This is a genomic window from Sphingomonas baiyangensis, from assembly GCF_005144715.1.
In the GTDB taxonomy this organism is placed as follows: Bacteria; Pseudomonadota; Alphaproteobacteria; order Sphingomonadales; family Sphingomonadaceae; genus Sphingomonas; species Sphingomonas baiyangensis.
Genome location: NZ_SWKR01000002.1, coordinates 903,820 through 929,823, shown reverse-complemented (window position 1 = coordinate 929,823; position 26,004 = coordinate 903,820). Strand labels below are relative to the sequence as shown.

Below are 26,004 nucleotides of genomic sequence, written 5' to 3'. Positions count from 1 at the left end.
CTCTCCCACAAAGCTAACATAGTTCGCTTTGTGGGAGAGCGCGATGTATCCGTTCCGCGAAGGCTCGTTCGCCGTGCGCAATGCCTGGTATGTCGCGGCGTTCGCGCGTGACGTGGGGCGGGCGCTGGTGTCGCGCATCATCCTCAACCAGCCGGTGGTGCTGTATCGCAAGGAGGACGGGGTTGCGGTGGCAGTGGGCGGGCGTTGCCCCCACCGCCATTTTCCGCTCGGCGCCTCATGCCTGAGAGGCGATACCATCGTCTGCGGCTATCACGGCATCGCGTTCGGCGCCGACGGGGCGTGCGTCGACATTCCCGCGCAAGCGCACGTGCCGCGCAGCTACCGCATTCCCACCTATCCGCTGGTCGAGCATGGCATGTGGCTGTGGATCTGGATGGGCGACGCGGCTGCCAATCCCGCGCTGCTGCCCGATCTCGACGATATCGGCTTTACCACGCCCGGCCTCTATCCCGAGCCGCTGTTCACGCACGAGGTCGCGTGCCGCTACCAGCTGCTCAACGACAATCTGCTCGACCTGTCGCACCTCGCCTTCCTGCACAGTTCGAGCATCGGCACGATCGAGAATGCGCGCACCCCCGAAACGGTCACGCAGGAACCGCGCGTGCTGCGCAGCCGGCGCTATATCCGCGATTGCGAACCGACGCCGGCGATGGCGCGGCGGGGGGTGACGGGCCTGGTCGATCAGGTGGTGGGCATGGATTTCCACCTGCCGGGATTGCACGCCGGCATCGGCGATCATTTTGTCGCCACCGGCGATGCCGAAAGCTGGGGCGAGCCGCTGGCACGATCGCGCCCGTTCCACGCGATCACGCCGTCGACACCCACGAGCACCTATTATTTCTTCGGCATCGCCACCATGGACCCCGACCATGCCGAGCGATCGGCCAAGTTTCTGGCGCCGGTGATCGACGAGGATATCTTCGCTTCGGTCGAGATTGAGAAGATGATCGCGCTGGTGGGCGGCAATCCGCCCGAGCTGATGATAAAGAGCGATCACAATGCGGTACTGGGACGCCGCATGTTACAGGCGATGATGGACGCCGAAGCGCGGGAGGCGGCCACGGCTTGATCCGCGCGACGCAGCCCGGCACATCGGTGCGATGCCCTTCGCCAAGCTGAGCCGCCCGCAAATCGTCGACGAGGCGCTGACGCTGATGCGTGCCGAGGGGCTGGAGGCGGTGACGCTGCGCACTGTCGCGGCCCGGCTCGATGCGCGCGCGCCCTCGCTCTATCGCCACATCGCCGACAAGGAAGCGCTGCACGCGCTGATGTCCGAGCGCATCTTTCGCGATTGTCTGGCCGCGGTGCCCGAAGGCGGCGACTGGGCGGCGTGGCTGCGTGGCTTCGGCCACGCGCTATGGGCCGGGCAGAGCGGCACGCCCGGCGTGCTCGACCTGATCCGCGTACGGGCGCAGGACGATGCGGTATGGCGCGAATTGCGCGATGAGGTGACGCGGGCGCTGGTGTCGCGCGGGCTCGATGCGGCAACGGCACTGGTGGCGCAGCGATCGGTACAGGCGCTCGTCACCGGCTGGAGCACGCTGCGCCGGCTGCCGGCGGGCGAGGGCGGCGGCGACGCGCCGCTGTTCGCCGCGCTCGATGTGCTTGTCGCGGGATGGGCGGCGCGGGCGGGCGGGGCATGAGCGGCCCCGCGCCGCGCTGGGCCGAGCGGCCGCCGGCATTCCCGCATCTGGTGAAATGGGTGGAGATGGCGGTGCGCGCGCGCGTCGATCGCGCAATCCGGCCGCATCCGGTCTCGACGGTGCAGTTGCTGCTGCTGGTGATGCTCGAAGAACTGGGCGAGGCGACCTCGGCACAGCTTGCGCGCACGATGCAGTTGACCCCACAGGCGATGACCACCCTGCTCAAGCCGCTCGCCGAACGCGGTCTGATCGCACGCACGCCCGATCCGACGCATCGCCGCCGCGTGCTGCTGCGGCTTGCGAATGAAGGCCGCGCATTGCTGGCCGACATCCGCCGTTCGACCACCGAGGTCGAGGAATCGTTGCTGGCAGCATTGTCGCCCGCCGAGCGCGTGCAATTGCATGCGCTGCTGATGCGCGTCGCGACGAGCCTGATCTAGACGACGCACCACGACGGAATATAAGGTAGCCTTACATACGCGATATACGCGAGGGGATGCTACATGCTCGACTACGCCCAATACATCGCCACCTTCTGCACCGGCGAGGACGACCGGCTGGTCGATACCTATTTCGCCGACGATGTGACGTTCACTGGCGGCACGCGCCAGCATCACGGAAAGGAAGGCCTGCGGTCGTTTCTTAAATGGGCGCATGGCGGCGTGCGTGAAGTGCCGCGCGTGCAGAGCTTCCTGCAAAGCGAGGAGCTGATCCTCGCTGAGATCGACATGGATTTCCACGCCACCCAGCAGCGCCGCGATTTTCCGTTCGGCGATCTCGATCCCGGCGACAGCGTGACGGTGAAGTTCCTCGTCAGCTATCGCATCGCGAACGACAAGATAGTCGAGCTGAAATCGATGACGTGGCCACCCGAAAAGGGCGTGACCAAATTGCCCAAGTTGGGCGGCCATCCCAGCCAGATCGCGGCTTTCCACGCCTATTGCGCCGCGTTCAGCAATGCCGATTATGATCGGTTCTCAAGCTTCTACACCGATGACGTCGTGCTCGAACTCGGATCGGTGCCGCCGATCCACGGCAAGGACGGTATCACCGGCTTCTATCGCAAGATGTTCGCGGTGGTGCGCGAGAACATCACCGTGCATTCGGTGCTCGCCGACGACCGCAGCATCGCGCTCGACGCGACGGCGCGCTTCACCGCGCAGACCGATGCGCCCGACTTCGTCGTGGGGCCGATCGCGGCGGGCGAATATATCGAGGTGCGCGTGTTCGTGCATTACGAACTGGAAGGCGGGCTGGTGCGCCACATCCGCGTCGGCCGGGCTGGATCCGAAGGCGCGCCGCGCTTCTTCCACGCTGACGGCACGCGCAAGGCCTAGGCTTTACGGCTGGCCACCCCCAAAGGTTGTTGATAGGTCAACGACTGATACGAGGGTTGGGGAGCGTAGCGCGTGAACGAAGCGACGACCGGGCGTAGCGCCGATATCGAGAGCCTGCTCGATCGTCCGTTCGGCGGCTGGCGGCTGGCCGTGTTCCTCATGTGCGGTGCGATCATGGCGGTCGAAGGCTTCGACATGTACATGCTCGGCGCGATCGTGCCGGCGCTCGCCGCCGGTGTCGGCGTGAGCCCTGCGGCGATCGCCGGGGTGTTCGTGGCGCAGGGCATCGGGCTCGCGATCGGCTATACCGCTTTGTCACCTTTTGCCGATCGCTATGGCCGGCGCCCGGTGATCCTGCTTTGCGTCGCGGGTTTCGGGCTGGTGACGCTCGCCACGGTGCTGGCGACGACGCTGACGCATCTGATGATCCTGCGCCTCGTCGCGTTCATCTTCTTCGGCGGCGTGGTGCCCAATACGATTTCGCTCGTCGCCGAGCTTGCGGCGCTGCGGCTGCGCGAGCGGATGGTGGTGCTGCTCAGTGCCTTTCTCGCCTTCGGCGCGGCATCGGGCAGTGCGCTTGCACCCCTGCTCGTCAACGGCTTCGGCTGGCAGGGGGCGTTCTGGGCCGGCGGCATCGCGCCGCTGGTGCTGCTGCCCATCCTCTACGCGTTCCTGCCCGAATCGCCGCGCTTCCTGATCGTGAAGGGCAGCTCGCCCGAGCGCGTCCGCCGATCGCTGGTGCGCATCGTGCCCGAGGCGGCGGGGATCGAGCAATTCACCACGATCGAGCCGCGATCGGAAAAGGTGCCCGTGGCGGCGTTGTTCGCCGAAGGGCGCTTCGCCAACACGCTCCTGCTGACGCTGGCGGGCGGAATGATGATGCTAGTGGGCAATCTGGTCGCTTCGTGGACGCCCACCTACCTCAATGCGCTGGCGGGCTATTCGATGCAGCAGGGGGCGGCGCTGTTCGCCACCTCGTCGATCGGCGCGATCGCGTGGCCATTCGTGATGATCGTGCTGATCGAGCGCATCGGCCTCAAAAACGCGGTGGTGCTGTGCTACGCGCTTGGCTTCGCCGCGATGCTCAGTTTCATGGTCACGCCATTCACGCCGGCCTGGGCGGTGTTCCTCTCGGTATCCTATGGCGCGTTCGTCGTTGGTGCGATCAGCGGCCTCTATGCGCTGATCGCCGCGGCCTATCCCACGCAGATACGCGCGACGGCGCTCGGCTGGACCTCGGGCATCGGCCGGCTGCTGTCGATCATGGGGCCGGCGGTGGGCGGGTTCATGCTGGCCGAGGGTTATGGCCAGACGCCGATCGCGCTCGTTTATGCCGTGCCGCTTGCCATCGCAGGGATCGCGGTGGCGCTGGTGCGGCTGCGCACGGCACCCAGCGCGCGGTAGCTGCTCGATTGTGGCGAAACAGAGGCTGGCGAGTCGCAGTGAAAGGCGATACGCCTCATGCAATGGCAAGTGTAGCAGTGCAGACAGAACGCGACGCGACGACGTCTGCGGACCAGAGACCAGGCGAAAACGACGAGGCCATTCGCGGCTGGACCTATACCGGCCTCGACTATCCGACGTTCCGACTGGTCCTTCTCGCAAAGGCAATCGACCGGCTGACGCTGCGCATGCTCGACGAGCATTGCGATCTGACGATTGCCGAATGGCGTGTCTTGAGCCGCCTCGCACCGATCGATGGGGCGACGGTGCGGCAGGTGGCGCAGATGGCCTGGGTCGATCGGGCCGAGGTCAGCCGCGCGGCGTCTGCACTAGAGACGCGCGGATTGGTCGGGCGGCGCGACAATCCCGGCGACCGGCGCGCGCCCATCCTGTTCGTGACGCCCGCGGGCAATGCCGAATATGAGCGGCTGCTACCGATCCGCGCGAAGTTTCACGGCGGCCTGACCGAGGATATGAGCGAGGCCGAGCGCGATATGCTCGACCAGCTCCTCGGCCAGATTGCGCGCAAGCTCGGCAAGCTGGTCGACGACTAGCCTGCCAGCCTGACGTTCAGCGGATGGCGTAGTAGCGCACGATCGAATGATCGGGCTCGTCCTCGGGCGTCAGCTTGGGGACGCGCTTGCCAATGCCGACGATCACGGTGCGGTTGATCCAGTCATGCTTGCCTTCGGGCGCGCGGAAATAGGGCGTGCAGCGAAAGTAGCGGCCAATCGCGGGTTCCTCGTCGGGCCCCTGATCCGGCGTGCGCAGCGGACCGTGCACATAGCCCATGTTGCGAATGTAGATGAGCGCGCCGTCATCGGCCTGGATCATGTAATGCGCATTGAGTTCGACCACGCCGTCGGTGCGGATCACCGGCCAGTCGGCGCCGCTGTAATCGACGAGCATGCCGTTGAGCAGCGGCCCCGACACCGTCGATCCGGCGGCGAGCGAGGTATAGCCGTGGTTCGGGCCGCCGCGATGGATCGCCCCCGTCGTCCAGCGCTTGTCGAAGTTCATGCGCACGTCGAAGGCATGTTCGTAGTTCAGCGTCAGTCCGTCGTCGGTCATGCGCGAATGCTCCTTGGAATGGTTCAGGCGGTGGCGGGGCGGCCGACGGGTTGCGGCGCCTCGCGCGTGAGGTCGGGGATGAGCAGCACGAGGATCGCGACCGCCAGCGGCATGGTTGCGATCATCGCGAGCGTGAGCTGCAGCGAGAATTCGGACGCCAGCGCCAACCCGCCGAACAAGGGCAGGATGATGCCGCCGATGCGCCCCATGCCGCCCGCCCAGCCGATGCCCGTCGAGCGCATGCTCGCGGGATAGATGCGCGTCATCATCGTGTTGAGGCCCGTCTGCCCGCCGGTCTGGAAGAAATTGTAGGCCAGCAGCACGCCGAGGAAGAACGGCGCCTCGAAGGGTACCAGCGCGAGCATGAAGATCATCGCCGACAGGCCGAGGTAATAGCTCGGGATCAGCCGCGAGGCGCGCACCCGGTCGAACAGCCAGCCCATGGTGAGCGTACCGCACAGCCCGCCGAAGAAACCCAGCATCGCCAGCACCGCGAAGCGCTGGATGGGAATGCCGGCCATCTCCTGGAAGAAGGTCGGGAGCCACGCCGCCATCAGCGCGATGGTGCCCATCGAGAGCACGCACGCCATCCAAAGGATCGTCGTCGCCCGCCCGCGCCCGCCGCGGAAGATGTCGAACAGGCTCGCCTTCTCGGCGCTTTGCGAACCGTCGGCGGCGACGAACGCTTCCTGCCCGGTCAGCTCGAGATCGGGGTCGAGTCGGCGCAGGATCGGCGCGATGCGGCGGTCGGCGGGGTTGCGGCTGGTGATGAACTGAAGCGATTCGGGCAGGAAGGCGAGCATCAGGAACGCGCCGGCAAGCGGCATGAGGCCACCCAGCCAGAAGCCGCTCTGCCAGCCGAAGTCGTCGATCATCCATGCCGCCACCGCGCCGCCGGCGGCGCCGCCTGCGCTGTAGCCGGCAAAGGCGATCGAGATGAACGTACCGCGCCGCGCGCGCGGGCTGTGCTCGGCAAGCAGCGAAACCGCCATTGGCAGGCCACCCGACAGGAACACGCCGGCGATGCCGCGCATCACCGCGAACTGCGTGATCGAGGTGGCGAGGCTGGTGGCGAGCGTCAGCAGCCCGAAGATGATCGAGCACCAGACGAGCATGCGCTTGCGCCCAAAGCGATCGGCAAGCGGCGGCGCCACGAACGCGCCGATTGCGAGGCCGATCTGCTGGAGCAGGAACACCAGCGTCATCGCCGCCGGCTCCTCGCCCAGGCCGCGTGCGATCGCGGGGGCGATCTTGCCGACGAGGAAGATGTCGAACCCGTCGACGAACATCACGAAGGTGCAGATCGCGAGTACGCGGTAGTGGATCGGCCGCGTGCGCTGCGCGTCGATGAAGTCCTGAATGCGGAACGTCGTCATGCCTTGGCCGTCCTCTCGCCGCCGCCCGCCGGCGGATACGCGACCGCGACGTGACGGCTATAACGTTGACGAATCAACAAACCAAAGTCAACGCGGCACCGCGAAGCCTTGCACGAGCGCGGCGAGGCCGGCTTCGAAACTCGCATCGAAATCGAGCATCTGGCCGAGGAAATCGTGCATCGGGCCATTGGCCTCGAAGATCGCCCAGCCGAGCGTGAACGACGTGACCGATGCGCGCCGCGAAAGCGCGGTGTCACGATCGAGGCCGAGCGCCACCAGCGGGGCGGCGATCCGCTCGGCATTGCGGGCCGCATCGGCGCCGGCTTTCGGGCGGGCAGCTGCGCAAAGACGCGCGCCGTCGCGATGCCCGGCAAGGCTGGCACGCAGCCCGCGTCCGAAACCGGTTAGCCAGCCCTGCCAGTCGGCCGCCGCAACGGCTTCGGCGGACGAATAGATCTCGGCGGCCATCAGGCCGAGCAGTTCGTCCTTGCCCGCGACGTGCCAGTAGAGCGCGGGTGCCTGCACATCGAGCCGCGCCGCCACGCGCCGCATGCTGAGCTTGTCGATGCCGGCTTCGGCAAGTTCGGCAAACGCCGCGGTCGTGAGGCGCTCGCGATCAAGTGCGGGGGCGGGGCGGGTGGCCATGGCGGGCGCTTGACTCCTTAACGGTGTTAAATCAAGATCAATGGCGGAGAGCAGCCGACAGGGACGCCAACATGCACTATGTCCGCAATGCCTGGTACGTCGCCGGCTGGGAACAGGATCTGCCTGCCGCCACACCGACCCCGATCTCGATTCTCGACGAGCTGATCGTCATCTGGCGCACTGCCGACGGCACGGTGACGGCGCTCGAGGATCGCTGCGTGCACCGTCTGGCGCCGCTGTCGCTCGGGCGGTGCGAGGGCGATCGGCTGCGCTGCATGTATCACGGGTTGCTGTTCGACGCCGAAGGACAGGTCGTCGAAATACCGGGGCAGGACCTCATTCCGCGTGATGCGCGCGTGCGGCGCTACCCCGTCATCGTTCGCCATAGCTGGCTGTGGGTGTGGATGGGCGACCCCGCGCTCGCCGACGCCGACTTGGTGCCGCCCGCGGTAGGCTTCGACAATCCGCGCTATATTCTGGGACGCGGCCAGCTCGACTATGCCGCCGAGGCGCGGCTCATCAACGACAATCTGCTCGATTTCAGCCATCTGAGCTATGTGCACACGGCAAGCTTCGGCGCCAGTGAGACCTGGGCGCGCAGCCGCCCGAAGATCAGCACGCTCGAGCGCGGCGTGCGGATCGAACGGTGGATCGAAAACGAGCAGGGCATGCACTCGCCCGAGCCCAATGATCGCTGGTCGACCTACGACTTCCTCCTCCCCGGCGTGCTGTTGATGACGGGCGGCAACTATCCCGTCGGCACTGCCGCGCGGCTGGGTCATGCGCCGCCCGATCTGGAAGATGCGCTGTCGGGCGTGACCTTCACCAGTCAGGCAGTGACGCCGACGCGGCCGGGGCAGGCGCGCTATTTCTTCTCGTGGGGGCCACGCACCGACATGGGCGACGCGGCACTCGCCGAAAAGCTGATGGGCATCGCGGCCAAGGCCTTTGCCGAGGACAAGGCCATCATCGAGGCGCAGCAGCGCGTGATCGACCGGACTCCCGATCCCCGGATCATGCCGACCACTGCCGACAAGGCGGTGACCTTGTTCAGCCGGCTGGTCGATCGACTCGTGCGCGCCGAGAGTTCGCCCGCGTTGCCGGCCCGACAGCGCGCGGCACATTAGGTTCGCCGGCCTCGCCGGGCGGCTCATAGGCCTCGATCCGCTGCGCTAGGCGCAGCAACAGCCGGTCGAACACGCGCTGCTCGTCGGCGTCGAAATTGGCGAGCAGATATTCGTAGAATCGCCGGCGATCGCGGCCGATCTGCTTGGCCATCGCCACGCCGGCGGGGGTGAGCGACAGCTGCTTCTTAACGCGACTCGCCGGATGCGCGTCGCGCTGGATCAAGCCCAGCGCCTCGAGTGCGCCTACCGATCGGCTGACTTCGGCGCGATCGACATGCGCATGTTCGGCGAGCGCGTTGACGGTCGAATGGCCGAGTCGCGCAAGGTTGGCGATCACGCGCCACTGCGCCAGCGAGAGCGAGGCTTCGCGCTGGATCGCTGCCGAGGTGACACGATCGAGCATCTTTGTCACCATCATCATTCGGTAGGGCAGGTGCAGCATGCCATAGCTTTCCCAAAGCCTGCGCATCCGGTCGCTTACCGGGCCTTCCTCCGTCTCCATCCCGTCCCCCGTTTCTTATCGTTCCAGCTATGCCACGACGATTTGCTCTTGGCAGCAGGGTTTCTGTTGAGTAATCAACGACTGGTTGAACAATCAATGAAAACCCGGACCACGGGTGTCAAACCAGGAGAGGCAGGAATCATGGCTCATTCCACGCGCATCGTTACCGCCCGCCGTTTGCGCATCGGCTCAAGCCTCGCGGCGCTGTCGCTGACGATGCTGCCGCTTTCCTACGCTGCCGCGCAGGAAGCCTCGCCCTCGCAGGAAGCGCCGGGCACGACCGAGACGCAGCCGCAGGCCGAGACGCCCGTTGCCGACGAGCAGCCGGGCGAGATCATCGTAACGGGCTCGCGCATCGCACGCTCGGGCTTCAACACGCCGACGCCGGTGACGGTGCTCGGCAGCGAGCAGCTCGAGCGGCAGGGCGTGGCGAACGTCGCGCAGGTGCTCGCCGAAATCCCGGCATTCCGCGCGCAAAGCTCGCCCACCACCAGCGCGATCTTCGTGTCGAACCTGGGTGCCGCCACCGCCGATCTGCGTGGCCTTGGCGGCAACCGCACGCTGGTGCTGATCGACGGGCGCCGCGTCGTCGCGTCGACGGTCGCGGGCAGTTCGTTCACGCCCGCCAACATGGTCGACCTCAACCTCGTGCCCGCCTCGCTGCTCCAGCGCGTCGAAGTCGTGACCGGCGGCGCCTCGGCGGCCTATGGTTCGGACGCCGTCGCCGGCGTGACCAACCTCATCATCAACCGCGATCTGCAAGGCCTGCGCGCGACGGCGCAGTACGGCATTACCGAGCGTGGCGACGCGCAGGAGTTCCTCGGCTCGCTCGCGTTCGGCACGCGCTTCGCCGACGGGCGCGCTCGCTTCGTGATCGGCGCCGAATATGTCGACAATCAGGGCACCGGCGACTGCTACACGCGCGAGTGGTGCGCGGAGAGCTTCAACACCGTCAGCAACCCCTTCCGCCCCGGCAGCACGACCGAGCGCGTGATTGCGGGGCAACCGGCCACGATCATCCTGCCGAACACGCGTACCTCGACGGCGTCCTTCAACGGCCTTGTCATCAACGGCCCGCTGCGCGGCACGTCGTTCCTGCCGGGTGGCGGCACGTTCCAGCATGATTTCGGCGTCTATGGTGGCGCCGGCCTGTTCCAGAGCGGTGGCGGTCCCGATAATCAGAACGCGTTCTACCAGTTCTTCCCGATCGCGGCTCCCGCCGAGCGCATCAACCTGTTCAGCAATCTCGATTTCGAGGTCAACGACGGGCTGCGGCTGTTCGTTCAGGGCTCCTATGGTCGTGTTGAGGGATCGGTCCTCGGCTCGGCGCGCCGCGACATCTCGCCCGCTGGCGCTTATCAGATCCGCCGCGACAACCCCTTCCTTCCCGCCGATGTCGTAGCCCGGATGGTCGCGGCGAATGTCCAGACGCTGCCGTTCGGCCGCATCTGGAACGATATCGGCCCGCAGCGCGGCAACGTGGTGCGCGAGACGTTCCGCGTGGTCGGCGGCTTCGAATATGACGTCACCAGCGCGCTCAAGCTCGACGCCTATTACCAGTACGGCCGCACCGATTATCAGCAGCGCGGCGAGAACACGACGATCAACAGCCGCATGCGCTTTGCGGTCGACGCGGTGCGCGACCCGACGACGGGTCAGATCGTGTGTCGCGCAACGCTGCCGGGCGCGGGGTTCAGCCCTGCCGCCGCGGGCTGCGTTCCGATCAACCCGTTTGGCCAGGGCGCGCCTTCGGCTTCGGCGATCGATTATGTCACCGGCACCGCCACGCAGGATACCGTGCTCGAACAGCATGTCGCGGCAGTTACGCTGCGCGGCGATCTCATCGAACTTTGGGCGGGGCCGCTGAGCTTCGCGGTGGGCGGCGAGTATCGCGAGGACAAGATCTCGACGGTGATCGACGCCATTTCCGCCGCCAATGATTTCTTCACCAGCCCGGGTGGCGGCATCATCGGCAACGACCAGAGCCTGAACGTGAAGGAAGGCTTCGTCGAAGTTGCGCTGCCGCTTGCACGCGACATGACGTTGCTGCGCAGCCTCGACCTGAACGCTGCGGCGCGCGTGACCGATTACAGCTTCAGCGGGCAGGTGGAGACGTGGAAGGTCGGGCTCGACTGGCAGCCGTTCGAGTTCCTGCGCGTGCGCGGCACGCGCTCGCGCGACATTCGCGCGCCGAACCTGTTCGAGCTGTACAACGCGCCGATCGCCTCGTTCCAGACGGTCGATGATCCGGCCAACGGCGGTGCGCGCAACCTGGTGCCGACGCTGTTGCAGGGCAACGTCAACCTCACGCCCGAGGTCGCCGATACCTACACCGCCGGCGCCGTGTTTACGGGTCGCTTCGGCAGCGCGGGCACGCTGCGTGCCTCGCTCGACTGGTTCGACATCTCGCTCGACGGCGCGATCAGCCAGCTCGGCGCGCAGGTGATCGTCTCGCGCTGCCAGAGCGGCGTGACCGAGCTGTGCGGTTTCGTCACGCGCGACGCCAACGGCATCCTCACGCAGATCATCAACCCCAACCTCAACCTCAACACGCTCATCACGCGCGGCTGGGATGCCGAGGTGGACTATAATCTGCCGCTGGGTGACGGCCAGTCGATCGGCTTCCGCGCACTCGGCACGTTCGTGAAGGATCTCATCACCGTCGATACCGCCGGCGTGGCGATCGATCGTGCGGGGCAGAACGGGTCGGGCGTGTCGCAGCCCTCGGGTCTGCCCGACTATACGATCAACGGCTTCATCACCTATCAGAGCCCGGCGTTCGGCGCGCAGGTGCAGCTGCGCCACATCTCGGCGGGCCGTTACCAGGTGACCAACATCGGTCCCGACGAGGACGGCTACAGCCCGGCGCTGCCCAACTCGATCAACGACAATAGCGTCGAAGCCGTCACCTATGTGAACCTCAACTTCCAGATCCGCGCCAACGACCAGTTCGAGTTCTTCGGCGTCGTCAACAACCTGTTCGACAGGGATCCGCCGAACAACCTGCCGTCGAGCTTCGGGCCGACCAACCCCGTGCTCTACGACGTGCTCGGCCGTTCCTATCGTGCGGGCGTCCGCCTGACCTTCTGAGCCTCCACCTTGCGGCGGCGTTCCCCGGGGAGCGTCGCCGCACCTGTTTTCGCGGGAGACGACCCTTGGCCGATGCGCCCCATCCCTTCTTCCCCAAGATGGAATACGCCTTCACGATCGCGATCGAGCTGACCAAGGCGACCTATATCGAGCCATCGGGCATCGGCCAGACGCGCGCGGCGGTCTATGCCGCGAGCGGCACCGTCGAGGGCCGTATCAACGGCATCGTCGTGCCGATGAGCGGCGGCGACTTTCCGCTGGTACGCGCCGATGGCGTGCTCGATTTCGACGCCAAATATCTGCTTCGCCTCGACGATGGCGCGCACATCATGATCCACAATCGCGGCTACCGCTGGGCCTCGCCCGAAGTGATGGAGCGCCAGCGCCGCAACGAGGAAGTGGGCCCCGACGAATATTACATGCGCGCATCGCCGCGCTTCGATGCGCCGGCGGGGCCGCACGAGTGGCTCAACCGCCACGTGTTCGTCGGCGTCGCCGAGAAGATACCCGGCGCCAACCGCATCCATTATTTCCAGGTGCTCTGAAGCCGTGGCGAGCCTGGCCGCCGATCATCGCGACGCCGCCGAGCGGCTGCTGAGCCGGCGCTATCGCGCGCGTTTCCTCGCGCTGCTGCTGGCGGTATGCACGCTTACCTTCATGGATCGCGCGGTGCTCTCCGCTGTGGCACAGCCGCTCAAGCTCGATCTGGGTTTCTCGGACTTCCAGCTCGGATTGTTGCAGGGGCTCAGCTTCGCGCTGCTCTATGCAACGATGGGCGTGCCGATCGGCCGGCTTGCCGAACGTCATTCGCGCCTGTGGATCCTCGCGATCTCGATCACCGTGTTTTCGGTGGCGACGTTGCTGTGCGGCCTGGCGACGGGCTTCCTCCAGCTGTTCCTGCTGCGCATGACGGTGGGCGTGGGCGAGGCGGGGTTCATGTCGCCGACATCCTCGCTCGTCGGCGATCACTATCCCGCCAGCCAGCGCGCCTCGGCGCTGTCGGTCATCATGCTGGGGTCGCCGATCGGCAACGCGATCGGTGCGATCGCGGGCGGCTGGATCGCCGACGAATGGGGCTGGCGCGTCGCCTTCTACGCGATGGGCGCGCCGGGCATCGTCGTGGCGGCGCTGCTGCTCATTCTGCTGCGCGAGCCGCCGCGCGGGCTGGCCGAGGGCGCCCCGCCCGAGCGCCGCCCGGCCGAGAGCTTCGGCACGGTGCTGCGGACGGTGTTCGCCAAGCGGACCTATATCCACGCGCTTGCCGGTGCGACGCTAGCAACGTTTGGCTTGGTGGCGATCGGCCAGTTCCAGATGGTCTTTTTCGTCCGCGCCTATGCGCTCAGCCTCACCGATGCGGGGCTGATCCAAGGAGCTTCGGTGTTCGTGGCGCTGAGCCTCGGCACGCTGATCGGCGGCTTCGGATCGGACTGGGCGGCGAAGCGCGACAAGCGCTGGAGCCTGTGGATGCCGGCGATCGGCGTAACGGGCGCGGCGATCGCCTATAGTGTGGGCTTCCTCGCCACCTCGCTGCCGGTGTCTATCGGCGCGCTGCTGTTGGGCGGGATGCTGCTGTTCCTGTTCTACACGCCGACCTATGCCACCGCGCAGAACCTCGTCGGCCCGCGGATGCGCGCGACCGCGGTGGCGATCATCGCGATGTGCTGCGGGCTCGTGGGGTCGGGGCTGGGGCCGACATGGCTGGGCTTCGCCAGCGATCGTATCGCCGCGAGCGTCGGCGGTGCCGAGGCTTCGGCCACGGGTATCCGCTATGCGCTGGCCAGCGTGACGCTCGCGTTCCTGTGGTCGGCGATCCACTATCTGATCGCGGCGCGCACACTGCGCGGCGATCTGTACCAAGCACCGGAGGTTCGATGACCGAGCGGTTCCAGCCGATCATGCGCGAGGGCGCCGACCCCGCGCAAGCGGTGTTCAAGGCGCAGCCGCATCCCGGCGTCGGGCGCATCGTCCGCGTCGAGGATGGCCTTCGCTTCGAGCGCGACATTCCCGTGCGCCTGCGCGACGGCGTGGAGATGCTGGTCGATATGTATCTGCCCGCCGACCTTCCCGAAGGCGCGACGGTGCCGGCGATCATCGGCTGGTCGCCCTATGGCAAACACAATCTGGCCGACAATCTCTGGCCGTCGGCAGGCATCGAGCCGGGCTGGATCTCGAAACATACCGCGTTCGAGGCGCCCGATCCTGCCTATTGGTGCGCGCATGGCTATGCCGTCGTCTATCCCGATCCGCGCGGCAGCTGGTATTCCCAGGGCGAGATGAACCATGGCGGCCCGCAGGAGGCCGAGGATACCTACGACCTGATCGAATGGTGCGCCGAGCAGCCATGGTGCAATGGCCGCGTGGGGATGAGCGGTGTCTCCTATCTCGCTGCCTCGCAATATCAGGTCGCGCCGCTCAAGCCGCCGCATCTCGCCGCGATCAACCCGTGGGAAGCCTTTTCGGACTGGTATCGCGAATTCGGCTATCATGGCGGCATCCGCGACACCGGCTTCGTGCCCAAGGCGACGATGGGGCTGCGCTGGTCGACGACGCGCACCGAGGACACGATGGCGAACATGCTCGCGCATCCGCTGATCGACGAATATTGGCGCAGCAAGGACGTCGATCTGGCGGGCACCGAATGTCCCGCCTTCTTCGTCGCCAGCTGGTCCGACCAGGGGTTCCACACGCGCGGGACGCTAGAGGCGTACAAGGCGGCATCGTCGCCGCACAAATATCTGCTGGTGCATGGCCAGAAGAAATGGGCGCATTATTACGACCCTGCCAATGTCGAATTGCTGCGCGCATTCTTCGACACGAATCTGCGTGGCGAGGGCAAGCTGGACTGGCCGCCGGTACGCATCGAGGTGCGCGAGCGCAGCGGCGTGGGGACGTGGCGCGACGAGCAGGAATGGCCGCTGGCGCGCACCGAATATATGCCGCTCCATCTCGACGCCGCCAGCCATTCGCTGTCGCGCGAGCCGGTGCCCGACGAGAGCGAAGCCCGCTACGACAGCGAGGCTGGCGGGTCGGCGCATTTCGACATCCGGTTCGACGAAGATACCGAGCTGACGGGCCATGCAAAGCTGCGCCTGTGGGTCGAGACGCCCGAGCATGACGACATGGATATCTTCGTCGCGCTGCAGAAGCTGGATGGCCAAGGCAATATCGTGCCCTTTACCTTCTACGCCACCAGCGAGGAGGGGCCGGTCGCGCTCGGCTGGTTGCGCGCCAGCCACCGCGCGCTCGACGCGGAAAAGTCGACGCCGTGGCAGCCGGTGCATCCGCACACGCACGAGGAGCCGCTCGAACCCGGCGTGGCGGTGCCGCTCGAGATCGAGATCTGGCCGTCGAGCACGCTGTTCCGCGCGGGCGAGGGGCTGCGCGTGCTGGTGCAGGGCGAGGATATCTATACCGAAATTCCGCAGCCCGGCCCCTCGATGATGCGGCACGAGGACACGCGCAATCGTGGCATCCATGTGCTGCGCACCGGCGGGCGGTACGACTCGCATCTGCTGGTGCCGGTGATCCCGAAAGACGCGTGATGGCCCGGAACTTCGATTACGTCATTATCGGCGCCGGATCGTCGGGCTGCGTGCTTGCCGATCGGCTTTCGGCCGATCCCGCCAATCGCGTGCTGCTGGTCGAGGCAGGCGGGTCGGAAAAGGGGCATCTGACCGAGATGCCGCTTGCATGGTTCCGCGCGATGATGGCGCAGCAGATCGGCTGGGGCTATCTGTCCGAACCCGAACCCCATGCCGACGACCGCCGCATCCCGGCGCCGCGCGGCAAGGTGATCGGCGGCTCGGGCTCGATCAACGGCATGATGTATTCGCGCGGCAGCCCCGCCGATTACGATCAATGGGCGCAGATGGGCGCGCGCGGCTGGAGCTGGAGCGAGGTTCTCCCCTATTTCCGCAAATCCGAGGCGAACTGGCGCGGCGAGAGCGAGCATCATGGCGGCTCGGGCCCGCTCACCGTCAGCCGCAACGATCCGCATCCGACCATCTACCCTGCGATCGTCGCGGCGGCGGGGCGGATGGGCTTTGCGCATCTCGACGATTTTCATGGGCGCGAACAGGAAGGGTTCAGCGCGGTCGACATCACCACGCATGGCGGGCGGCGTGGCAGCAGCGCGGCGCGTTTCCTGCGTCCGGCAATGACGCGGCCGAACCTGACGGTGGTGGACCGGGCGCTGACGACGCGCATCGTGATCGAGCGCGGGCGCGCGACGGGCATCGATTATGTACGCGATAGCGAGACGGTGCGCGTCCACGCCGGCGAGGTGATCGTGTCGGCGGGCACGTTCAACTCGCCGCATCTGCTGCAATTGTCGGGCATCGGCCCCGCCGATCATCTGCGCGAGCTTGGCATCGACGTCGTCGCCGAACTGCCGGTGGGCCATAATCTCCAGGACCATGCTTCGATCCGCGGGCTGTACGAGGCTTCGGGGCCGTTCACCTTCGACCAGCAACTGCGCTTCGACCGGATGGCGCTGGCGGCGGTGCGGTGGCAGCTGACCGGCACCGGACCGCTCACGCAGATGCCGATCGGCGCGCAGGGCTTCGTGCGGACGCGTGAGGGGCTCGACCGGCCCGATCTGCAACTGCTGGTCAGTTCGGTGGCGATGGATGCCAAGGTGTGGTTCCCCGGCATCCGCAAGCGCCGCGGCGACTATTTGGCGGTGGCGAGCGTGCTGCTGCATCCCGAAAGCACCGGCACCGTGCTCATCAAGTCACCCGATCCTGCCGAGAAGCCCGCGATCCGCTTCAACCTGCTTGCGACCGAAGGCGATCGTGCCACGTTCCGCCGCATCGTGCGCTTCACGCGCGAGCTGTTCGCGCAGCCCGAGGCCGCCGCACTGGTGCGGCAGGAATTGCAGCCCGGTAGCGACGTGCAGTCCGATGCCGAGATCGACGCCTTCGTGCGCAGCATCATCGGCACCGCGATGCATCCCACCAGCACCTGCTCGATCGGCCCCGTCGTCGATCCCGAGCTGCGCGTTCACGGGATCGCGGGGCTGCGTGTCGTCGATTGCTCGGTGATGCCGGCGATCGTTGGCGGCAACACCAATGCGCCCGCCATAATGATCGCCGAAAAGGCCGCCGACATGATCCTTGGCCGCGGGCCGCTCGCGCGCGCGGCATGAGCTGGGATTACGTCATCGTCGGGGCCGGATCGGCGGGCTGCGTGCTCGCCAACCGGCTGAGCGCTAACCCGTCAAACCGGGTGCTGCTGCTCGAAGCAGGCGGCACGCACCGCAAGTTCCTCCTGACGATGCCGCTCGGCTTCCTGCGCGCGCTGACCAAGGAACGCTATCGATGGAGCTACTGGTCGGAGCCTGAGCCGCATCTGAACGATCGCCGCATCTTCCTGCCGCGCGGGCGCGTGCTGGGTGGATCGTCGTCGATCAACGGGCTGTTCTTCATGCGCGGCCACAGCCTCGATTTCGATACATGGCGCCAGATGGGCTGCACCGGCTGGGGCTTTGCCGACGTGCTGCCCTATTTCAAGCGCATGGAGAATAGCTGGCAGGGCGCCGGACCGTGGCACGGCACCGAGGGGCCGCTGTCGGTGGTAGCGAACGACACGCGCTCGCGGCTGCACTATCAGCTGATGGAAACCGCCGCCGAGCTCGGCCTGCCGATCACGCAGGATCTGCATGCCGAGCAGGAGGAAGGCTTCGCGCGCGGCGAGCTGACGATCGACGCCAAGGGCCGCCGCGCCAGCACCGCGCGCGCCTATCTCGAACCGGCGATCGACCGGCCCAATCTCACGGTGCTGACGGGCGCCGAGACCAATCGCGTGCTGTTCGAGGGCAAGCGCGCCGTCGGCGTCGAATATGTCCGCGACGGCGCGGTGCAGGTGGCACGTGCCGATCGCGAAGTCATCCTGTCGAGCGGGTCCTACGCCTCGCCGCAGCTGCTGATGCTGTCGGGCGTCGGCCCCGCCGACGAGCTGGCGCGGCACGGCATCGCGCCGGTGCAGGTGCTGCCCGGCGTAGGCGCGAATCTTTCCGAACATCCGCGCGTGCCGGTCCACTTCAAGCTGAAGGACAGGATCAGCTTCCTGAACGAGCTGCGTGCCGATCGCGTCGCGCGTTCGGTCGTGCGATGGGCGCTGACGGGGAAGGGCGCGTTCGCCAGCCAGGTCAACAGCTGCAACATCATCCTGCGCACGCGCCCCGAACTGGCGCAGCCCGACATCCAGCTCTGGGCGAACCCCGTGCGCATGGACGCGCAGATATGGTTTCCCGGCATCAAACCGCGCCAGGACGACCGGATCACCGCCGACGTCATCCTGCTGCACCCCAACAGCCGCGGCCGCGTGACGCTGCGCTCGGCCGATCCGCGCGCGCATCCTGCGATCCTGCTCAACAATTTCGCCGATCCCGCCGATCTGCGCACCGCGCGCGACGGCATCCGGCTCGCGCGGCACATCTATGCCGCAGGCCCGCAGGGCGAGATTACCGGCGACGAGCTGCTGCCGGGTGCCGCGCTGCAATCCGACGACGAGCTCGACTCGCATATCCGCGCGACGGCGCAGGTTACACAGCATCCCGTTGGTACCTGTTCGATGGGAACGGGCAGCATGAGCGTGGTCGACCCAGAGTTGCGCGTCCACGGGATCGAGGGACTGCGCGTGGTCGACGCCTCGGTGATGCCCACCGTTCCCGGCGGCAACACCAATGCCCCCACGATCATGGTCGCCGAAAAGGCCAGTGACATGATCCTCGGCCTGCCTGCCTTGCCCGCCGAAGATCCCCGCCAGAGGAACGCCGCATGACCAAGGACGACTGGATCGACAATTATATAGGCGCCTTCAACCGCGGCGACTTCGATACGTTCACCGCTTTCTACGCCGACGACGTCGTGCTCCAGCTCGGCCAGAAGAAGACGCTGCACGGCAAGCAGGCGATCCGCGATTTCTATACCGGCGTGTTCGCGCGCGTGCGCGAGACGCTGACCGTCGAGAAGGTCGTGCTCGACGACGAGGGGCTGGCGGGCATCATCAGCACCGAGTTCCATGCGCTCGAGGACTGGCCCGATTTCATTGCCGGCCCCATGACCAAGGGCCAGTCACTCTTCATCGAGAGCATCGTGATCTACGATATCGGTCCCGACGGCAAGTTCACGCGCATCCGCAGCGCACGTTCCAAGGGTTGATCGCCATGAATGCACCTTTCGCTCCCGCCAGCCTCGATGCGCTGCGCGCCGACCTCGCTGCCAAGTCGCGGCAGTTGTTCATCGGCGGCGAGTTCGTTGACGCTGCAAGCGGCGAGACGTTCGAGGTGGTCGATCCGGCGACGGGCAAGGTGTTCGCCAGCGCCGCCTCGGGCGGTCGCGAGGATATCGATCGCGCGGTGAAGGCCGCGCGCGGCGCGTTCGACGGCTGGGCCGCGACGCCGCCGTCGCAGCGCGCGCGCCTGTTGCTGCGCCTCGCCGACCTGATCGAGCGCGAAGGCGAGCGCATCGCGCTGACCGAGACGCTCGACAACGGCATGCCCTTCATGATGGCGAAGTTCGCCGCCGTGATGGGCGCCGCCGATGCGCTGCGCTACAATGCCGGCTGGGCGACCAAGATCACCGGCGAGACGATGCAGGTGTCGTGGCCGGGCGAATGGCAGGCGATGAGCCTGCGCGAGCCGGTGGGCGTGGTGGGCGCGGTCGTGCCGTGGAACTTCCCCTTCGTGATGGCGGTCGCCAAGATCGCCCCCGCGCTGGCGGCGGGCTGCACGGTGATTCTCAAGCCCGCCGAACAGACGCCGCTCAGCGCCGCGCTGCTGGCCGAACTGGTGGCAGAGGCAGGGTTCCCCGCTGGCAGCGTCAACATCGTCACCGGCTTCGGCGAGACCGCGGGCGCGGCGCTGGTGGATCACCCGCACGTCGACAAGGTGAGCTTCACTGGATCGACGAGCGTTGGCAAGGCAATCGTCCGCGCCTCCACCGGCAACCTCAAGCGCGTGACGCTGGAACTGGGCGGCAAGTCGCCGACGATGATCTTCGCCGATGCCGATCTCGCCAAGGCGATCCCCGCCGCTGCGATGGGCATCTTCGGCAATGCGGGGCAGGTATGCGCGGCAGGATCGCGCCTGTTCGTCCACGAGCGCGTGTATGATGAGGTTATCGAGGGCATCAGCGAGCGTGCGCGCACGCTGCGCGTCGGCGCGGGGCTGGTGCCGGGCACCGAGATGGGGCCGCTGGTGAGCCAGGAACAGCTCGATCGCGTGCTGGGCTATGTTGCGAGCGGCATGGACGAGGGTGCTGCGGTGGGCGTGGGCGGCAGTCGCATCGAAGGCGAGGGGTATTTCGTCCAGCCGACGGTGCTGACGGGCACCGCCAGCGGCATGAAGGTGGTCGAGGAAGAGATTTTCGGCCCGGTGCTTTGCGCGATGCGGTTCGGCGACGACGATCTGGAAGGGATCGCTGCTTCGGCCAATGCCAGCGAGTACGGCCTGTCCTCGGCGATCTGGACGCGCGATCTGTCGACCGCGCTCAAGCTCGCCAAGCGCGTGCGTGCGGGGACGGTGCGGATCAACGGCGGCGGCGGCGTCGATCCGGCGATGCCGCTGGGTGGCTACAAGCAATCGGGCTGGGGGCGCGAAAACGGCCGCGCCGGTGTCGAGGCCTATACCGAACTGAAGGCCGTGACGATCGGGCTGTAACGCCGGCGGGGTTGGCATCGGCGTGCATGGCGCTACACCTGCGCCATGCACGCGCCTTCGCCAACCGCCACGACGTCTGCCGATCCCGACGCGGCGATCATGGCGGTGCTGTTCCGCAAGCCCGGCTTCCTGCTGGCGCGGGTAGACCAGATCACCACCGCGCTGCATGCCGCACGCTCACCGGCGACGACGCTTGCGCAGGCCGAGTTCCTGCTGGTGCTGGACCGGCTCGGCGCGATGCCGCAGATCGCGCTGGCGCGGGCGGCGGGGGTCGACAAGTCGACCACCGGACTGGTGCTCGACAACCTCCAGGCACGTAGCTGGATCGAGCGAGGGGCGTGCGAAAGCGACCGGCGGCGTGCACAGGTCTCGCTGACCGAAGCGGGGAACGCGGCGATCGAGGATGTCGCGACCAGCTTCGCCGCTTTGCAGGACGAGCTTGTCGCGCCGCTCGCGCCCGAAGATCGCACACGGCTCATCGCCATGCTGCATCGGCTGGGATCGAATGCACTGAGCCCGGCGCCACCCTGGCGCCCTGCCTGCGCGCCCGAGGCCGGCGTGCTCGACACCGCGCCGAGCTTCCTCGCGCGGCGGGCGTTGCAGCACCTTCAGGCGAGCTTTGCCGAGGCGAGCCGCGGGTCGCGGACGACGCTGCGCCAATTCTCGCTGCTGTTCATCCTGAGCCGCCGCGAGTCGATCACGCAGATGGCGTTTGCCCGGCTCTACGGCCTCGACCCGTCGACCTGCGGCGTCATCGTCCGCGCGCTGACCAAACGCGGGCTGCTTGCAGCATCGGTATCGCCCGACGACGGGCGCGAGCGGATACACCGGCTGACCGAGGCCGGCCGCATCGCGTTGGGCGCGTTGCAGGCGCAGGCCGAGCGTTCCGAGCGCGCCGCGATGCGCGGCGAAACGAACGGCGATATCCGCTGGCTGGTCGAGCAGCTACGTCGCATCGTCGGCGTGCACAGCCACCGGCTGCGTTTTCCGGGATTTCTACCGGCCAGTCTCGCCTAGGGATACCGGCCAAAGGGTCGCTTGACTTCGCACTACCACAATATACAACGACGTCGGACGAATAGAGGCGCGGTATGAGCGCCGGGGAGAGAGCGATGGCCGACGCCGATACGCGCCTGCTGCCGGTACGCAATCCGCGTACCGGCGCGACCGATTTCTCGCTGGCGGTCGAGCCCGCTGCGGCGGTGGCCGCCAAGGCGGCAGCGTTGCGCGCGGCGCAGCCGGCATGGGAAGCGCTGGGGCTCGAAGGACGCATCGCCGTAATGCGGCGCTGGCTCGGCGAAGTCGCGAAGCGCGCAAACGCGATCGCCGAGGCCGATGCGGTCGACACCGGCGGGTGCCATACATCGTATCTCCAGGGCTTCATCACGATGGGCAATATCGGCGGCTGGATCGAGGACGCCGCCGCCGCGCTCGACAGGGCGCAGTTCGCTGGGCCTTCGAAGGCGATGCCTTCGGTCGATGTGCGCACGCAGCTCGTCGCCTATCCGCTGGTGGGCGTCATCAGCCCTTGGAACGCGCCGATGATGCTGGCGCTGCTCGATGCGGTGCCGGCGCTGTTCGCGGGATCGGCGGTGCTGCTCAAGCCGTCGGAGATCACCCCGCGCTTCATCGCGCCGCTGTTCGAAAGTGTGCGCGCGGTGCCCGAGCTGGCGGCAGTATTCGACCATGCGATGGGCGACGGCGAGACGGGGCAGGCGGTGATCGCTGAGGCCGACCTCATCTGCTTCACCGGAAGCGTACCCACAGGACGCAAGATCGCCATCGCCTGCGCCGAGCGACTGATCCCGGTGTTCCTCGAACTCGGCGGCAAGGACCCGGCGATCGTGACGGCAAGCGCCGATATCGAGCGCGCGGCAACCGCGGTGCTGCGCGGAGCGGTGCACGCTACCGGGCAGGTCTGCTTCTCGATCGAGCGCGTTTATGTCCATGAAAGCATTCACGACGCCTTCGTCGCGCGGCTGGTGGAAAAGGCCGCCGAGGTGCGGGTCAACAGCGACGATCCGCGCGCCGGGCACCTGCATCCCTTCACCTTCGCGCCGCAGGCGGCGATCGTCGAAGCGCATATCGCCGATGCCGTGGCGAAAGGCGCAAACGTGCTTACCGGCGGCACCGTCGAAACGATCGACGGCGGGCTCTACATGCGCCCCACCGTGCTGACGGGCGTGACGCACGACATGGCGATCATGCGCGAGGAAACCTTTGGCCCGATCGCGCCCGTCATGTCCTTCGTCTCGATCGACGAGGCGGTGGCACTGGCCAACGATACCGATTTCGGGCTTACCGCATCGGTGATCGCCGGCGACGCCGAAGAGGCGCTGGCGATCGCCGAGCGCGTGAACGCCGGATCGGTGTTCGTGCAGGATACGTTCCTGACCTTCGCCAAGAACCGCACCGTCGGCACCAACAGCTTCGGGTTTTCCGGCTTGGGCGGTTCGCGGACTGGACCTGAATCGATCCTGCGTTTCGTCCGGCGCAAGGCGCTGCTGGTGCAGCATGGCGAACCCGCCGACATCCTGAACGATCATCATCTAGGCAAGCCCGGCGCGCATTGAGCGTCGGCGGCCTGCAAGGGAGAGCAACATGGCCTGGCAACTTTCCGCCCTCGACCGGCTCGAGATACAGGAAGCCTATTCGCGCTATGCGTGGGGCATCGACCTTGCCGACGAGGAGATGGTGCGCTCGGCCTTCGTCGAGGACGGCTGGTTCGATCATCTGTGGCAGGGCCGCGTGCAGGGGCATGAGGCGATCCTCGAAAACCTGCGCTCGCTGTGGAACGACCGCCAGCACTGGTGGTACGGCCGCCAGCACCTGATGAACACGATCATCATGGAGCCGCGCGAGGAGGAGGGCGAAGTCGACAGCCGCTGCTTCTTCCAGATCATCCAGTATAATGTCGACTATAACAACAACTTCGTCTTCGGCATCGGCACGCGCCGCGATCACCTGACCAAGAAAGAGGGCGTCTGGCGCTTCCAGTCCTTGTGGGTCAACGCTTGGACCGCGGCCGACCAGGTGCCGTGGAAGGGCCAGATGGTGATGAAGCCCAAGCCGCGGAACAATCCGCCGCCCGTCGCCGAGGTATTGAAGTGAGAATTTCCGCCGCGGTTAGCCGCCCCGGCGCACCCGCGCCCGCGATCGAGGAGGTCGAGCTGGCTGAGCCGCGCGCCGGCGAGATGCGCGTGCGGATCGTCGCGGTGGGCGTATGCCATACCGACGTGCACGAACATCCCGGCCGCCATTCGCCGCAGCCTATCGTGCTGGGGCATGAAGGCGCCGGCGTGGTCGAGGCACTGGGCGAGGGCGTGCGCGGCTTCGCGGTGGGCGATCATGTGGTGATGAGCGGCACGTCGTGCGGCCAGTGCCCCGCCTGCCTCGACAATCGCCCGACCTATTGCGACCTGGCGATGCCGATGACCTTCGGCGGCAAGCGGCTGGACGGATCGACCGCGCTTGCCGACGCTGCGGGCGAGCCGCTGCATTCGCATTTCTTCGGCCAGTCCTCGTTCGCGAGCCATGCGATCGTGCCCGAGCGCACTGCGGTGAAGGTAGACAAGGATGTGCCGTTGCACCTGCTTGGGCCGCTGGCCTGCGGTGTGGTGACGGGCGCGGGATCGGTGATCGAGGCGCTGAAGGTAGGGTTCGGCGATACCATCGCGTTCTTCGGCGTCGGTGGCGTCGGGCTGTCGGCGGTGATGGCGGCGCGGCTGGTGGGCGCCGCGCGCATCGTCGCGGTGGATCGCGAGGCCTCGCGGCTCGATCTGGCGCGCGAACTGGGGGCCACCGACACGCTGCTGGCGGGCGACGACGTGGTGGCGCAGATTCGCGCGCTCACCGGGCGCGGCGTGCGCTACACGCTCAACACCACCAATGCGCCCGCGGTCCATACGCAGGCGCTCGAATGTCTGGCGATGAACGGCACTGCGGCCTTCGTCGCGGCGCCGATGGGGCAGTGGGCACCAGCGATGTTCCCGATGCTGGCGGGCGGCCGGCAGCTGCGCGGCATATTGGGCGGCGACGCCAATCCGCGTACCTTTCTGCCCAAGCTGATCGACTATTGGCGGCAGGGCCGCTTCCCCTTCGATCGGATGATTGAAACCTATCGCTTCGACGAGATCGGCCGAGCCTTCGACGATGTCCAGCATGGCCGCACGATCAAGCCCGTATTGATGGTGAGCGACGCATGAGCCCCGACCTTCGAGACGCGATCGCCGCCCTTGGCACCGATCTGAGCCTGCCGATGATGCAGGGCACGCAGGCGCTGTTCGCCGAGCGGCATCTGGGGTTCGATCCCGAGGTGCAGGTGACTGAGGACGTGCGCTATGGCGACGATCCGCGCAATCGCATGGACCTGTTTCGCAAGCCCGGCGTCGAAGGCGCGCCCATCCTCGTTTATCTGCACGGCGGCGGGTTCGTGCAGGGTGACAAAAGGTCGCCCGTGGGGCTGCCCTTCTACCAGAATGTCGGCGATTTCGCGGCGCGCAACGGTATGCTCGGCGTCACCGTCACCTATCGGCTGGCGCCCGGCCACCAATGGCCTTCGGGACCCGAGGATCTGGCGGCGGTGGTGCGCGGGCTGCGCGCAAATGCTGCGCAGCATGGCGGCGATCCGACGCGCATCTATCTGGCGGGGCAATCGGCGGGCGCGGTGCATGTTGCGAGCTATGTGGCGCATCTGCAATTCCATGCGGAACCAGGCGGCGGGATCGCCGGGGCGATCCTGCTGTCGTGCGTGTACGATGTAGCCACCGCGCACGCCAACCAGTTCCACAAGGCCTATTATGGCGAGGACAGTGCCAGCTATGCCGCCTGTTCGACCACCCATGGCCTGATCGCCACCGACGTGCCGCTGCTGATGACGGTCTCCGAACACGACGTCGCCGACTTCCAGAAGCAGGCCGCTGCGATGGTGGCGGCATGGGGCGCGGCGAAGGGCACGTATCCGCCGATGCTGCGGCTGACCGGCCACAACCATCTGTCTCCCGGCCTCTCGCTGGGATCGAGCGAGGATGGTGTCGGCCGCGAGATACTCGAGTTCATTGCGGCCCACGGGGCCTGAGGAGAGAGAC

The 26,004-nt window shown here is 66.9% G+C and carries 24 protein-coding genes; 20 read left to right on the top strand and 4 right to left on the bottom strand.

The features are described 5' to 3' along the window. Positions 1–43: 43 nt before the first annotated feature. The 6 genes from FBR43_RS07715 to FBR43_RS07690 all read left to right on the top strand — a co-directional run bounded on the left by FBR43_RS07715 (position 44) and on the right by FBR43_RS07690 (position 4,998). Positions 44–1,090 (top strand): Rieske 2Fe-2S domain-containing protein, encoded by a 1,047-nt coding sequence (locus tag FBR43_RS07715; protein WP_136942614.1) that lies wholly within the window; start codon positions 44–46, stop codon positions 1,088–1,090. A gap of 31 nt (positions 1,091–1,121) precedes the next feature. Continuing rightward, on the top strand, positions 1,122–1,664 hold the full coding sequence (locus tag FBR43_RS07710) for a TetR/AcrR family transcriptional regulator (RefSeq protein ID WP_136942613.1): 543 nt from the start codon (positions 1,122–1,124) through the stop codon (positions 1,662–1,664). Beyond that, positions 1,661–2,104 carry a MarR family winged helix-turn-helix transcriptional regulator gene (locus FBR43_RS07705; protein ID WP_169542543.1) on the top strand — a complete coding sequence of 148 codons (444 nt, stop codon included), beginning with the start codon at positions 1,661–1,663 and terminating at the stop codon, positions 2,102–2,104. The genes FBR43_RS07710 and FBR43_RS07705 overlap by 4 nt, the downstream gene beginning before the upstream one ends. Before the next feature lie 63 nt (positions 2,105–2,167). After that, complete coding sequence (locus tag FBR43_RS07700; RefSeq protein WP_136942611.1) at positions 2,168–3,001, top strand: nuclear transport factor 2 family protein; 834 nt, start codon at positions 2,168–2,170, stop codon at positions 2,999–3,001. Between the two features lie 72 nt (positions 3,002–3,073). Next, positions 3,074–4,405, top strand: a complete 1,332-nt coding sequence (locus FBR43_RS07695) for an MFS transporter (RefSeq protein ID WP_136942610.1) — start codon at positions 3,074–3,076, stop codon at positions 4,403–4,405. A gap of 62 nt (positions 4,406–4,467) precedes the next feature. After that, entirely contained in the window at positions 4,468–4,998 is a 531-nt protein-coding gene (locus FBR43_RS07690) for a MarR family winged helix-turn-helix transcriptional regulator (protein WP_136942609.1), read from the top strand. Positions 4,999–5,014: 16 nt separating this feature from the next. Here the strand turns inward: FBR43_RS07690 and FBR43_RS07685 are convergent, their stop codons facing one another. The 3 genes from FBR43_RS07685 to FBR43_RS07675 form a co-directional block, all read right to left on the bottom strand. Then, a complete protein-coding gene (locus FBR43_RS07685; protein ID WP_136942608.1) occupies positions 5,015–5,515 on the bottom strand; it encodes a DUF3237 domain-containing protein in 501 nt (166 codons plus the stop codon). 23 nt (positions 5,516–5,538) lie between these two features. Continuing rightward, complete coding sequence (locus tag FBR43_RS07680; RefSeq protein ID WP_136942607.1) at positions 5,539–6,891, bottom strand: MFS transporter; 1,353 nt, start codon at positions 6,889–6,891, stop codon at positions 5,539–5,541. 87 nt (positions 6,892–6,978) lie between these two features. Continuing rightward, on the bottom strand, positions 6,979–7,536 hold the full coding sequence (locus tag FBR43_RS07675) for a TetR/AcrR family transcriptional regulator C-terminal domain-containing protein (RefSeq protein WP_136942606.1): 558 nt from the start codon (positions 7,534–7,536) through the stop codon (positions 6,979–6,981). Positions 7,537–7,607: 71 nt separating this feature from the next. Here FBR43_RS07675 and FBR43_RS07670 point away from each other — a divergent pair, with 71 nt between their 5' ends. Further along, on the top strand, positions 7,608–8,663 hold the full coding sequence (locus FBR43_RS07670; protein ID WP_136942605.1) for an aromatic ring-hydroxylating dioxygenase subunit alpha: 1,056 nt from the start codon (positions 7,608–7,610) through the stop codon (positions 8,661–8,663). Here FBR43_RS07670 and FBR43_RS07665 read toward each other — a convergent pair. Then, entirely contained in the window at positions 8,587–9,165 is a 579-nt protein-coding gene (locus FBR43_RS07665; RefSeq protein ID WP_136942604.1) for a MarR family winged helix-turn-helix transcriptional regulator, read from the bottom strand. The two genes, FBR43_RS07670 and FBR43_RS07665, sit on opposite strands and share 77 nt — an antisense overlap. Before the next feature lie 141 nt (positions 9,166–9,306). Between FBR43_RS07665 and FBR43_RS07660 the strand changes: the two genes are divergently transcribed. The 13 genes from FBR43_RS07660 to FBR43_RS07600 all read left to right on the top strand — a co-directional run bounded on the left by FBR43_RS07660 (position 9,307) and on the right by FBR43_RS07600 (position 25,994). Then, on the top strand, positions 9,307–12,255 hold the full coding sequence (locus FBR43_RS07660; RefSeq protein ID WP_169542541.1) for a TonB-dependent receptor plug domain-containing protein: 2,949 nt from the start codon (positions 9,307–9,309) through the stop codon (positions 12,253–12,255). Positions 12,256–12,320: 65 nt separating this feature from the next. Next, complete coding sequence (locus tag FBR43_RS07655) at positions 12,321–12,800, top strand: DUF3237 family protein (protein WP_136942602.1); 480 nt, start codon at positions 12,321–12,323, stop codon at positions 12,798–12,800. Positions 12,801–12,804: 4 nt separating this feature from the next. After that, complete coding sequence (locus tag FBR43_RS07650; RefSeq protein ID WP_169542540.1) at positions 12,805–14,130, top strand: spinster family MFS transporter; 1,326 nt, start codon at positions 12,805–12,807, stop codon at positions 14,128–14,130. Next, a complete protein-coding gene (locus tag FBR43_RS07645; protein ID WP_169542539.1) occupies positions 14,127–15,797 on the top strand; it encodes a CocE/NonD family hydrolase in 1,671 nt (556 codons plus the stop codon). Before FBR43_RS07650 ends, FBR43_RS07645 begins: the two co-directional genes overlap by 4 nt. After that, positions 15,797–17,401 carry a GMC family oxidoreductase gene (locus tag FBR43_RS07640; RefSeq protein WP_136942599.1) on the top strand — a complete coding sequence of 535 codons (1,605 nt, stop codon included), beginning with the start codon at positions 15,797–15,799 and terminating at the stop codon, positions 17,399–17,401. Before FBR43_RS07645 ends, FBR43_RS07640 begins: the two co-directional genes overlap by 1 nt. After that, positions 17,398–19,038 carry a GMC family oxidoreductase gene (locus FBR43_RS07635; RefSeq protein ID WP_136942598.1) on the top strand — a complete coding sequence of 547 codons (1,641 nt, stop codon included), beginning with the start codon at positions 17,398–17,400 and terminating at the stop codon, positions 19,036–19,038. The genes FBR43_RS07640 and FBR43_RS07635 overlap by 4 nt, the downstream gene beginning before the upstream one ends. Further along, on the top strand, positions 19,035–19,418 hold the full coding sequence (locus tag FBR43_RS07630) for a YybH family protein (protein WP_136942597.1): 384 nt from the start codon (positions 19,035–19,037) through the stop codon (positions 19,416–19,418). The genes FBR43_RS07635 and FBR43_RS07630 overlap by 4 nt, the downstream gene beginning before the upstream one ends. 5 nt (positions 19,419–19,423) lie before the next feature. Then, positions 19,424–20,917 carry an aldehyde dehydrogenase family protein gene (locus FBR43_RS07625; RefSeq protein ID WP_136942596.1) on the top strand — a complete coding sequence of 498 codons (1,494 nt, stop codon included), beginning with the start codon at positions 19,424–19,426 and terminating at the stop codon, positions 20,915–20,917. 45 nt (positions 20,918–20,962) lie between these two features. Further along, positions 20,963–21,934: a MarR family winged helix-turn-helix transcriptional regulator gene (locus FBR43_RS07620; protein WP_136942595.1), complete on the top strand. Its 972-nt coding sequence runs from the start codon at positions 20,963–20,965 to the stop codon at positions 21,932–21,934. Between the two features lie 95 nt (positions 21,935–22,029). After that, positions 22,030–23,490 carry an aldehyde dehydrogenase family protein gene (locus FBR43_RS07615; RefSeq protein ID WP_212611908.1) on the top strand — a complete coding sequence of 487 codons (1,461 nt, stop codon included), beginning with the start codon at positions 22,030–22,032 and terminating at the stop codon, positions 23,488–23,490. A 28-nt stretch (positions 23,491–23,518) separates the two neighbouring features. Beyond that, positions 23,519–24,028 (top strand): nuclear transport factor 2 family protein, encoded by a 510-nt coding sequence (locus tag FBR43_RS07610; RefSeq protein ID WP_136942593.1) that lies wholly within the window; start codon positions 23,519–23,521, stop codon positions 24,026–24,028. Next, positions 24,025–25,122: an NAD(P)-dependent alcohol dehydrogenase gene (locus FBR43_RS07605; RefSeq protein WP_136942592.1), complete on the top strand. Its 1,098-nt coding sequence runs from the start codon at positions 24,025–24,027 to the stop codon at positions 25,120–25,122. The genes FBR43_RS07610 and FBR43_RS07605 overlap by 4 nt, the downstream gene beginning before the upstream one ends. Further along, entirely contained in the window at positions 25,119–25,994 is an 876-nt protein-coding gene (locus tag FBR43_RS07600; RefSeq protein ID WP_136942591.1) for an alpha/beta hydrolase, read from the top strand. Before FBR43_RS07605 ends, FBR43_RS07600 begins: the two co-directional genes overlap by 4 nt. The last annotated feature ends 10 nt before the right edge of the window (positions 25,995–26,004 follow it).